Genomic DNA, 11,870 nt, shown 5'->3' with positions numbered 1-11,870 from the left:
ATTTTTAAATTTTTCATAGATTTTAATTTTAAATTCTTCATTGCACATCTCTCCTTTTTGATTGCTGATCTTATCATATACTATTGATATTACTGAATCTCTAAAAATGGACAGAAAAATCCCGCAGACACAAACCTATAGATGGCTTCTATCTGCGGGCATTATAAAAACAGGCAAACCTGTTATGATATTCGTCCTTAATAGTACACATATTTATGAAAGGTTATCTAAATTCCGCGAAAATATAACACAAATAAAAGGTACAACTACCATAAGAATGTATTTCCGCCCATATTTATTTTTAAACAGCAATCACCTTTACACTCTTTATCATATTACCATTTCTCCTTTCATAAGACTTACTATACTTTTACAATAAATCCTTCAATAAATTAACATTATCATATGCAAAAATATTTGTCAATTAATTCAAATTTATTATTCTATTCCTTCACTAAAATTAGTAATCACATTTTTTATGCAAAATAAAAAAAGATAGTTATTACAACTATCTTTTTTGCTTACCTCGCAACGTCCTACTCTGCCACACAGTCTCCCATGCAGTACCATCGGCGCTATAGACCTTAACTTTCCTGTTCGGAATGGGAAGGAGTGTTACCTCTATGCCATCATCACGAGATCTTCAATTGAAAGTTTTGTTCTTTCAAAATTGCACACAGTTTCTTTAATGTATATTACAACTTGATTATATTGGTCAAGCCCTCGACCTATTAGTATCAGTCAGCTAAATACGTTGCCGCACTTACACCTCTGACCTATCAACCTTGTAGTCTTCAAGGGGTCTTACTAGCTTATGCTATGGGAAATCTCATCTTGAGGTGGGCTTCACACTTAGATGCTTTCAGCGTTTATCCCTTCCCGACTTAGCTACCCAGCTATGCTTCTGGCGAAACAACTGGTACACCATAGGTCAGTCCATCCCGGTCCTCTCGTACTAAGGACAGCTCCTCTCAAATTTCCTACGCCCGCGACGGATAGGGACCGAACTGTCTCACGACGTTCTGAACCCAGCTCGCGTGCCGCTTTAATGGGCGAACAGCCCAACCCTTGGGACCTACTTCAGCCCCAGGATGCGACGAGCCGACATCGAGGTGCCAAACCTCCCCGTCGATGTGAACTCTTGGGGGAGATCAGCCTGTTATCCCCGAGGTAGCTTTTATCCGTTGAGCGATGGCCCTCCCACGAGGTACCACCGGATCACTAAGCCCGACTTTCGTCCCTGCTCCACTTGTAGGTGTCGCAGTCAGGCTCCCTTCTGCCTTTACACTCTTCGAACGATTTCCGACCGTTCTGAGGGAACCTTTGGGCGCCTCCGTTACATTTTAGGAGGCGACCGCCCCAGTCAAACTGCCCACCTAACAATGTCCTGTCACCAGTTTCATGGCATCCAGTTAGAACTTCAATACTATCAGGGTGGTATCCCAACAACGACTCCACCAAGGCTGACGCCCTAGTTTCCCAGTCTCCCACCTATCCTGTACAGACAATACCGAAATTCAATGCTAAGCTACAGTAAAGCTCTACGGGGTCTTTCCGTCCAATCGCGGGTAGCGAGCATCTTCACTCACACTACAACTTCGCCGGATTTGCAGTTGAGACAGTGCACAAGTCATTACGCCATTCGTGCGGGTCAGAACTTACCTGACAAGGAATTTCGCTACCTTAGGACCGTTATAGTTACGGCCGCCGTTTACTGGGGCTTAAGTTCACACCTTCGCGTTACCACTAAGTGTTCCCCTTAACCTTCCAGCACCGGGCAGGCGTCAGCCCCTATACATCAGCTTTCGCTTTAGCAGAGACCTGTGTTTTTGTTAAACAGTTGCTTGTGCCTATTCTCTGCGGCCTGATTTCTCAGGCACCCCTTCTCCCGAAGTTACGGGGTCAATTTGCCTAGTTCCTTAACTGCAATTCTTCCGTCGGCCTTAGGATTCTCTCCTCATCTACCTGTGTCGGTTTGCGGTACGGGCACTACTTCTCTCTCTAGATGCTTTTCTTGGAAGCATGGAATCAGATACTTCGGTTCCGTAGAACCTTCCCCATCACGCCTCAGAATTGTTGGAACGGATTTGCCAATCCCAACTCCCTAAACGCTTAGACTAGCATCCAATAGCTAGCACATCCTATCCTTCTCCGTCACACCATCGATAATAACGATTATAGTGGTATTGGAATATCAACCAATTGTCCATCGACTACGCCTTTCGGCCTCGCCTTAGGTCCCGACTAACCCTGAGAAGACAAACTTTACTCAGGAAACCTTAGATATTCGGCCTGTAGGATTCTCGCCTACATCTCGCTACTAATGCCAACATTCTCACTCGTAATCAGTCCACCGCTCCTTACGGTACGACTTCAGCCCGATTACGACGCTCCTCTACCGCTCACGTTATACACGTGAACCCGTAGCTTCGGTGGTAAGTTTGAGCCCCGGACATTTTCGGCGCAGGATCTCTTGACTAGTGAGCTATTACGCACTCTTTTAATGAGTGGCTGCTTCTAAGCCAACATCCTAGTTGTCTTAGAAATCCCACATCCTTTTCCACTTAACTTACACTTTGGGACCTTAGCTGACGATCTGGGCTGTTTCCCTTTTGACCATGGAACTTATCTTTCATAGTCTGACTGCCGGACTGATAGTATGTGGCATTCGGAGTTTGATAAGGTTCGGTAAGCGCTATGCCCCCTAGCCTATTCAGTGCTCTACCTCCACTACTCACATTTTCCGACGCTAGCCCTAAAGCTATTTCGAGGAGAACCAGCTATATCCGAGTTCGATTGGAATTTCTCCGCTATCCACAGCTCATCCCATGCTTTTTCAACAGCAACGTGGTTCGGTCCTCCACGAGGTTTTACCCTCGCTTCAACCTGGCCATGGATAGGTCACCCGGTTTCGGGTCTACAGCATGCAACTAGTCGCCCTATTAAGACTCGGTTTCCCTTCGGCTCCGTACCTTAAGTACTTAACCTCGCTACATACCGTAACTCGTTGGCTCGTTCTACAAAAAGCACATCATCACACACATAAGGTGCTCTGATCGGTTGTAGGCACATGGTTTCAGGTTCTATTTCACTCCCCTCCCGGGGTTCTTTTCACCTTTCCCTCACGGTACTGCTTCACTATCGGTCATCAGGTAGTATTTAGCCTTGGGAGGTGGTCCTCCCTGCTTCCCACAAGGTTTCACGTGTCTCGTGGTACTCTGGTGCAGAACTGCTCATTATAGTTTTCATTTACAGGACTATTACCTCCTACGGTCCAACTTTCCAGTTGTGTTCAATTAACTATAATTTCACGTTATGTTCTGTCCGCAACCCCAGAGATAAATCTCTGGTTTGGGCTCTTTCCTTTTCGCTCGCCGCTACTAAGAAAATCGATTTTTCTTTCTCTTCCTCCAGGTACTTAGATGTTTCAGTTCCCTGGGTATACCTTCATAAAGCTATGTATTCACTTTATGATACATGGGGTTTCCCATGTGAGTTTCCTCATTCGGAAATCTTCGGATCTCTGACTATGTGCGTCTACCCGAAGCTTATCGCAGCTTATCGCGTCCTTCATCGGCTCCTGATGCCAAGGCATTCACCATGCGCCCTTTGTAGCTTGACCTAATTATTAGTCATATCACAAAGAATATTTATTCTTGGCTTTGTTGTATTTTATATACATTAAATCTATGTGCAATTTTCAAAGAACATTTTAAGACTTAATTATATTTAATTAAATCTTCATGGTGGAGATTAAGGGATTCGAACCCTTGACCCCCTGCGTGCAAGGCAGGTGCTCTCCCAACTGAGCTAAACCCCCATATTTACGAAAGACTTAGTCTTTCAAAATTGAACAGAACAAATACTTAAGTAACCTTTGAGCAAGTATTTTATATTTTGATACATAATAATGTATCTGTACTAGTCAGACATCATGCTGATCTAGATTTCTCCATAGAAAGGAGGTGATCCAGCCGCAGGTTCTCCTACGGCTACCTTGTTACGACTTCACCCCAATCGCTGACCCTACCTTAGGTCGCTGCCCCGCTTACGCGTTAGCTCACGAACTTTGGGTATTGCCAACTCTCATGGTGTGACGGGCGGTGTGTACAAGGCCCGGGAACGTATTCACCGCGACATTCTGATTCGCGATTACTAGCAACTCCAGCTTCATGTAGGCGAGTTTCAGCCTACAATCCGAACTGAGACTGGTTTTAAAGTTTGGCTCCACCTCACGGTTTAGCATCTCTCTGTACCAGCCATTGTAGCACGTGTGTAGCCCTAGACATAAGGGGCATGATGATTTGACGTCATCCCCACCTTCCTCCCGGTTAACCCGGGCAGTCTCGCTAGAGTGCTCAACTAAATGGTAGCAACTAACAATAAGGGTTGCGCTCGTTGCGGGACTTAACCCAACATCTCACGACACGAGCTGACGACAACCATGCACCACCTGTCTTCCTGCCCCGAAGGGCTTCCCCGATTAAGGGTAATTCAGGAGATGTCAAGTCTAGGTAAGGTTCTTCGCGTTGCTTCGAATTAAACCACATGCTCCGCTGCTTGTGCGGGCCCCCGTCAATTCCTTTGAGTTTTAATCTTGCGACCGTACTCCCCATGGCGGAATACTTAATGCGTTAGCGGCGGCACAGAGGTCATGACAACCCCTACACCTAGTATTCATCGTTTACGGCGTGGACTACCAGGTATCTAATCCTGTTTGCTCCCCACGCTTTCGAGCCTCAGTGTCAGTTACAGTCCAGAAAGTCGCCTTCGCCACTGGTATTCTTCCTAATCTCTACGCATTTCACCGCTACACTAGGAATTCTACTTTCCTCTCCTGCACTCTAGATATCCAGTTTGGAATGCAGCACCCAGGTTAAGCCCGAGTATTTCACATCCCACTTAAATATCCACCTACGCTCCCTTTACGCCCAGTAAATCCGGACAACGCTTGCCACCTACGTATTACCGCGGCTGCTGGCACGTAGTTAGCCGTGGCTTCCTCCTCAGGTACCGTCATTATCGTCCCTGAAGACAGAGCTTTACAATCCGAAGACCGTCATCACTCACGCGGCGTTGCTGCATCAGGGTTTCCCCCATTGTGCAATATTCCCCACTGCTGCCTCCCGTAGGAGTCTGGGCCGTGTCTCAGTCCCAATGTGGCCGATCACCCTCTCAGGTCGGCTACGCATCGTCGCCTTGGTGAGCCGTTACCTCACCAACTAGCTAATGCGACGCGGGTCCATCTCATAGCGGATTACTCCTTTAATTGCTATGCCATGCGGCACTACAATCTTATGCGGTATTAATCTTCCTTTCGAAAGGCTATTCCCCTCTATGAGGCAGGTTACCCACGTGTTACTCACCCGTCCGCCGCTAATCCACTCCCGAAGGAGCTTCATCGCTCGACTTGCATGTGTTAAGCACGCCGCCAGCGTTCGTCCTGAGCCAGGATCAAACTCTCAATAAAAAGTTTAATCTTAGCTTACTCAAATAAAAATTGCTGGTTTACTTAAATGTATTTATCTTATTCTGTTCAATTTTCAAAGACCAATTTTCTTTCTTACAACTTTCGTTATAATTTTATATTATTTTTTGTCACCCTCAAGCGACTTTTTCATTTTATCACTTGATTTTCAACTTGTCAACAATTTTTTAAAATTTCAAATTCCTTTATTTAAAAGTTCTTTAATATTTCTTTCAAATTGTTTACCGCTCTTAGCGACGTCTTTTATCTTACCATTAATATTTATCTACATATACTCAACCATCTGCAATATGCAGCTTTTATATTCCAAATTCTCTCTTTATATATATAATACTACAATATCCTACTATAGATACACCTGGTATAGTTATCTAATGCATTATATCTAGATTCCTCATATTTCTTAATCATATTAACTTTTTACACTTTAAAAATTTGCTTAGACTCACTATCAATTTATTTGCCCAACGGCTTAATTTTTCACATAAAATATCTGGCTTAAAGTAAAACTTAGTTCCACTCCAAGCCAGATATCAATTTTACCTTATGGTAATTTGTTTCCTGCTGCTAGATATATTTCATACCATTCTTGTCTAGTCAATGTGATATTTGATGCTTTGCATATTTCTTTTATTCGTTCAGCATTCATAGATCCAACTATTGTTTGTATCTTTGCTGGATGTCTTAATATCCATGCAGTTGCAATTGCAGTATTAGTTACTGCATACTTTTCTGCTATTGAATTAATCTTCTTATTTAATTCTGGGAATTTATCATTATCTAAGAATACGCCTTCAAAGAAACCATATTGATAAGGAGACCATGCTTGAATAGTTATATCTTTAAGACGGCAATATTCTAATACTCCCCCATCTCTATCTATAGAAGCATCATTTTTGATATTCATATTTAATCCTGCATCTATCATTCCTGTATGCATTATACTAAATTGCAATTGATTTATAATTATTTTGTTATTCAAATATTTGTTAAGTAATTCTATTTGCATTGCAGTATGGTTACTTACTCCAAAATATTTTACTTTTCCGCTTTCGTGTAATTTAGAAAAAGCTTCTGCAACTTCTTCAGGTTCCATAAGCGTATCTGGACGGTGTAGCAGTAATGTATCTACATAATCTGTTTTTAATCTCTTTAAACTAGCATCTACTGAATTTAAGATATGTTCTTTTGAAAAATCATACATTATTCCTGGTACTATAGAACACTTAGTCTGAATGATCATTTTTTCTCTTATGGAAGAATCCATTTTAATTGCATCTGCAAAAACTTCTTCTGATTTTCCTCCCCCATATATATCAGCATGATCAAAGAAATTAATTCCTTCTTCTAACGACGTCTTAATAATCTTTTCCGCCTCGCTCTTTTCAACTGATGCCATTCGCATGCATCCAAGTCCAATTTCAGAAGCTTTGATTCCGCTATTCCCAATATTTATATTCTTCATCTTTATACCCTTCCTTCTTCAAATCTAATATCTATTTAAAATTTTGAATAAAATATCTACTATATCCCTCTATTGTAATTTCTCCTTATATCTTTCCTTCTGCAATAGATTGTTCGTGTTGACTAATCCAATTATATGCATCTTCTTTATCCCTTGTTAAAAGTAAGTATAAGATTTCTATAACAACCATAGCCGATACTCTAGAAAAGCTAAACTCATCTAGAAATAGTTTCTCTCTTGTTGAAGTATTTATATGATATTTGCTTTTGTTGGCAACAGGAGAATTCTCATGATTAGTTATAGAAATAGTTGTTGCCTGTCTTTCATTAGCAATTTCAAGTAAAGCTACAAGCTCTTTTGAAGCTCCTGAATTAGATATTACTATAACTACATCTTCTTTAGTTAAAGTATATGAAAATGCAAGTTGTGTTTCCCATATGGTATTAGTAACAGATGATATTCCCAACTGATTAAACTTATATGCTCCATCCATTGCTACAGGTATTGTATTACCAACCGCTGCAAATTGAACAATTCTTGCTCCTTTAATTGCTTCTAATATTCTTTTTATATTACCTTCATTCATCATTGAAATTGTTTGTTTCAATTCTTCAATTTTATTTGCTAATATATTTTGAAGTGATTGCATTATATTATTGGAATCTAATTCATTTGATATATTACTACTTTTTAAATTAACCATTTCTTTAGCTATTTTAATTTTCAAATCATAAAAACCTTTTAAATTACATTTTTTACAGAACCTAACTATTGTAGCTTCACTAACACTACTTTCTAATGCCAACTCAGAAACAGTCATTTCAATGACTCTTTCTTTATTATTAATTATATAATCAGCAATCTTTTTTTCTGCTTCATGTAAGCTTTTATAAATGCAAAGAATTTTATCTAGAACACTTTTTTCTATCTCTCTCACTTTAATAATTACTCCCTTAATCATCGTATTCAAGTAATTAATTCATAAAACTTCTTACTCAAAAGTATAGCTTAAATTCCATTGTTTCCTTACCTCATCCATTATATCCATGACATCAACAGACAATCTTAAAGTATCATTACCTGTTTTACTCATTACCATACTATTTACGCATTCAATTTCATATTCTAATGCTTTTGAACCATGGCCTTCTTCAATAATTTCTACACTTCCATCAGGATATGTAATTGTTGCTTTATCTGCTCTTGGAAAATTTTCAACAGTTATATATCCTAATTCTCCACATACAATTCCTCTCTTTGGCTGTTTTGCTCTCATAGTTAATGATATAACTGCCATTTCATCATCAGAATTTTTAAGAATTATACCTGACTGCTCATCCACTCCAGTTTCGAATTTCTTAACTGTAGTTAAAATTTCCTCTGGCTGACTAGAGAGAAAGTACCTTGTAAATGACAATGCATATGTTCCTATATCAAGAAGGGCACCTCCTGCTAAATCTGGGCTAAAAAATCTATTTGTCACATCATACTCTTTAAGGCTTCCAAAGTTAACTTGAATCATTTTAATCTTTCCAAGCTTGCCATCATCAACAATTTTACGTAACTTTTTATATAACGGCATATGATAAATAGTCATTGCTTCTGCCACTATTAATTTTTTCTCATTTGCTAATTCAACTATTTCTTTCAATTGCTTTCCATTTACAGTAATTGCTTTTTCACAAAATACGTTTTTATTATTATTAAGACTCTTAATTATATATTCATAATGATTACAGTGAGGCGTCGCTATATAAACGACATCTATATTATCATCTTTTAGCATCTCACCATAATCTCCGTAAGCTTTTTCTATGTTATATTTATTAGCAAAATCCCTTGCCTTTTCAATATTTCTTGAACCTACCGCATATATCTTCCCATTCACTTCATTTATGGCCTTTGCAAAATCTGCTGCAATTGTTCCTGGCCCTAGTACTGCCCAATTTATTTTATTCATATCCTTCACCTCATACGTTTTAATTTTAAATTTCATTCTTAATTAAATTATTTTTGTGAAATTTCTCTAATACCTTCTTCACTCGCAATAATTACTTTTGTAATTACATTAGTAAATAACGATGTTTCTATAACTCCACAAATTTTTATTAGATTATCATTTAGTTTATGAATATCTTTTACATTATTAAAGAATACATCTACTAATAGGTTGCCATTATCACTTATAGTAAATCCATCTTTTATATCGCTACTTCTAATCACCGGTTTCCCATTTAACTCTAGTACTTTTTTTTCAACATACTTCAAAGAGTCCTCTAAAACTTCAAGTACTACTGGAACATTAAATGTTAACTCTTTTTCAACTTTTGCTTCATCAACAAGGAGAATATATTCTTCTGCCATACTAGCAATTAACTTTTCCTTAGTATGAATTCCTCCACCACTTTTCAATGCATTTAATTTTTCATCAACTTGGTCACAGCCATCAAAAGCAACGTCCACTTTATCCACAGAACTTGTGTGCAAAACTTCTAAACCTTTTTCTATACAAAGCATCTTTGTTTTCACTGATGGAGTAACTATCTTTACGTTAATATTTTTATCCTGTTTTATAAATTCTATTAAATAAGCTATGCTCCTCCCTCCACCTAGACCTACTATCATCCCATCTTTTATATATTTCATGGCTTCCTTAGCACTATTTTTCTTTAAATCGTTATCACTCATTCTCAATATCCTCCTAAATACAGTATCAAGTTAATATAATCATAATATGATATATTTATTTCGTCAATATTATTATTTATGAAATAAAATTTCACCGCAGCATATCATTTATTATATGCTTTACCAAATGCAAAAAATGATGCTTTAAAATAGTGTAAATCACTTCAAAGCATCATTATTACATATTTAAATATACTTTTTATATCTTCTAAGTACTTTAGCAATAGGTAATCCCAGTAATAATCCAATAACAATTTGAGTCACATTTCCAGGTATTGATGCAACTGGTGCTGCCCAATTTCCATAAAGTATTCCTTCAGTAATGTAGTATCCGATTATCATCCAAATACCTGATAGCACAATTGCCAAAAGATTAAGTACGATACTATTACCTTCTTCATTTCTACTCCACGCTATGGCACCAACCATATATCCCATAATTCCTCTTACTATAAATGTAAATGGAGCCCAAAGCGCCCATCCTGATGATAAATCAAATATTGCCATTCCTACAGCAGCAGCTATAGCACCCTTCTCTTTTCCAAAAACAATTGCTGTAACAAATAACATTACAGTTCCTAAATGAACCAATCCGCCAGTAGCTAATATCGGCAATCTAATATTTATAAACGCTGTTGCAACAAATACTAGCGCTGTCAATAGTGCTGTTTCTACCATGTCTTTTGTTTTAAATTTGCTTTTTCTTCTGTTTATTTCCATTCCTTGCCCCACCTTGCTTAATTTAATAATTAATTATTTAAGTGTCTAATAAATGAATTTACTAATTCACCATTACTTTCAAAACCTAGATCTTTTAGTCCGTTCTCAATTATATTTAATGCATAAAGAATCTTATCAACTTTTGCATTCTCCCCCATGTGTCCTATTCTTAAAATTATATCTTCGTATGGATTTAGTGATGTTATAATTAAAGTATTGTATTTACTCAACATATGATTTTTAAGCCTCTGAGTTCCTATGTTTTCCGGTATTTTGACTGCTGTTACTGTGTTTGAATAACCATCTTCTAAAAATAATTCAAGTCCAAATTCACTAACAGCCTTCCTAGTCGCATATGCTATTTTTTCATGTCTCTTGAGCACATTTTGAATTCCTTCATCCAAAATATTATCAACCGCTTTATCTAACCCCATGATATCACTTATTGGCATTGTGTACGGAAACCACTTATTTGCGTAATAATTTTCCCAGATATTAAGATTACAGTAAAACCCTATTACTGGAGTCTTTCTATTTTTCATTGCTTCTTTAGCCTTTTCGCTGATGCTTACCATAGTTAATCCAGCTGGAGCTGAAAATGCTTTCTGAGATCCACCTAATGCTATATCAATCTTCCAATCATCAACTCTTATTTCTTCTCCACCCATTGCAGAAACAGAATCAACAACAGTTAAAATTCCATACTCATTTAATAATGGACATATCTTAGATAAATCATTTAAAACTCCTGTTGGCGTATCGCAATGAACTATTGTTGCATACTTAAAATCATGATCCACACTTAAAAATTCATTTAACTTACTTTCATCTATAGCTTTGTTATAATCGCACGAAAAATATACCCCTTCTCCTCCGTACATTTCAACAAAGTCCTTAAAACTTCTCCCATAAATTCCATTGTCTAAAACAAGTACTCTATCACCTGGTTCAGTAAGAGATGCACATGCCGCTTCTAATCCTAAAATACCTTCCCCACTTAGTATATATACCGGATTTTTTGTCTCAATTATTTTCCCTATTTTATCACAAGTATTTTTATAGAATTCCACAAATTCTGCGTCTACGTCCGGATTAGTAGTTATCCTAGCTCTTTCTAACCTTACATTCTCTCTAACATTTGTCGGACCCGGAGCATAAACAAATTTCTCATTCATAGAATACATCCCCTTCCTTTCTTCTGTATTTTAATATTAATTAAAATATCATATATAATAAAAAAAGTAAATTGTACGGATACAATATCTTTTTTATTTTAATTCTCTATTAAAATGTAACTTTCTAAATCGATCATTTTCATAAAATTAAGCCTTAAAAGGGCATAGCATCCGTAAATTCTCTAATGATAATCTACTACAAAAGAACAAAATCGCAGGCGACTGTGGAGCCGGAGATTTTTTTACGCATCTGCCTCTTCGAACGCATGTGAGAAAAATCTGCACATAAGAAATGGCAGCTATGCTGCATATAAGAACATTTTATGCAGGCGAA

General features: G+C 37.9%; 6 protein-coding genes, 1 tRNA gene and 3 rRNA genes. All 10 read right to left on the bottom strand.

The window, feature by feature from the left end:
* Positions 1 to 523: 523 nt before the first annotated feature.
* Positions 524 to 640 (bottom strand): 5S ribosomal RNA (gene rrf, locus KEC93_RS04215).
* Between the two features lie 71 nt (positions 641 to 711).
* Positions 712 to 3,622 (bottom strand): 23S ribosomal RNA (locus tag KEC93_RS04210).
* A gap of 122 nt (positions 3,623 to 3,744) precedes the next feature.
* Positions 3,745 to 3,820, bottom strand: a tRNA-Ala gene (locus KEC93_RS04205).
* Between the two features lie 138 nt (positions 3,821 to 3,958).
* Positions 3,959 to 5,470, bottom strand: a 16S ribosomal RNA gene (locus KEC93_RS04200).
* Together the 16S, 23S and 5S rRNA genes with 1 tRNA gene alongside form the textbook arrangement of a ribosomal RNA operon.
* Positions 5,471 to 6,032: 562 nt before the next feature.
* Positions 6,033 to 6,953, bottom strand: a complete 921-nt coding sequence (locus KEC93_RS04195; protein ID WP_039772597.1) for an aldo/keto reductase — start codon at positions 6,951 to 6,953, stop codon at positions 6,033 to 6,035.
* Positions 6,954 to 7,038: 85 nt separating this feature from the next.
* Positions 7,039 to 7,914, bottom strand: coding sequence for a MurR/RpiR family transcriptional regulator (locus KEC93_RS04190; protein ID WP_077869273.1), 876 nt, complete (start codon positions 7,912 to 7,914; stop codon positions 7,039 to 7,041).
* A 30-nt stretch (positions 7,915 to 7,944) separates the two neighbouring features.
* Positions 7,945 to 8,913, bottom strand: coding sequence for a Gfo/Idh/MocA family protein (locus KEC93_RS04185; protein WP_077869274.1), 969 nt, complete (start codon positions 8,911 to 8,913; stop codon positions 7,945 to 7,947).
* Positions 8,914 to 8,960: 47 nt separating this feature from the next.
* Entirely contained in the window at positions 8,961 to 9,641 is a 681-nt protein-coding gene (gene rpiA, locus KEC93_RS04180; RefSeq protein WP_077869275.1) for a ribose 5-phosphate isomerase A, read from the bottom strand.
* 186 nt (positions 9,642 to 9,827) lie between these two features.
* Entirely contained in the window at positions 9,828 to 10,361 is a 534-nt protein-coding gene (locus KEC93_RS04175; RefSeq protein WP_077869276.1) for an ECF transporter S component, read from the bottom strand.
* Between the two features lie 29 nt (positions 10,362 to 10,390).
* On the bottom strand, positions 10,391 to 11,536 hold the full coding sequence (locus tag KEC93_RS04170; RefSeq protein WP_077869277.1) for a pyridoxal-phosphate-dependent aminotransferase family protein: 1,146 nt from the start codon (positions 11,534 to 11,536) through the stop codon (positions 10,391 to 10,393).
* Positions 11,537 to 11,870: the final 334 nt, after the last annotated feature.

The organism is Clostridium beijerinckii, assembly GCF_018223745.1.
GTDB lineage: Bacteria > Bacillota > Clostridia > Clostridiales > Clostridiaceae > Clostridium > Clostridium beijerinckii.
This window is presented reverse-complemented; position numbering and strand designations above follow the sequence as displayed.

What these genes read in the sequence shown, in the direction of transcription:
- KEC93_RS04195 (WP_039772597.1), bottom strand. Translation starts at nt 6,953, where the DNA reads ATGAAGAATATAAATATTGGGAATAGCGGAATCAAAGCTTCTGAAATT.
- KEC93_RS04190 (WP_077869273.1), bottom strand. Translation starts at nt 7,914, where the DNA reads ATGATTAAGGGAGTAATTATTAAAGTGAGAGAGATAGAAAAAAGTGTT.
- KEC93_RS04185 (WP_077869274.1), bottom strand. Translation starts at nt 8,913, where the DNA reads ATGAATAAAATAAATTGGGCAGTACTAGGGCCAGGAACAATTGCAGCA.
- rpiA (WP_077869275.1), bottom strand. Translation starts at nt 9,641, where the DNA reads ATGAGTGATAACGATTTAAAGAAAAATAGTGCTAAGGAAGCCATGAAA.
- KEC93_RS04175 (WP_077869276.1), bottom strand. Translation starts at nt 10,361, where the DNA reads ATGGAAATAAACAGAAGAAAAAGCAAATTTAAAACAAAAGACATGGTA.
- KEC93_RS04170 (WP_077869277.1), bottom strand. Translation starts at nt 11,536, where the DNA reads ATGAATGAGAAATTTGTTTATGCTCCGGGTCCGACAAATGTTAGAGAG.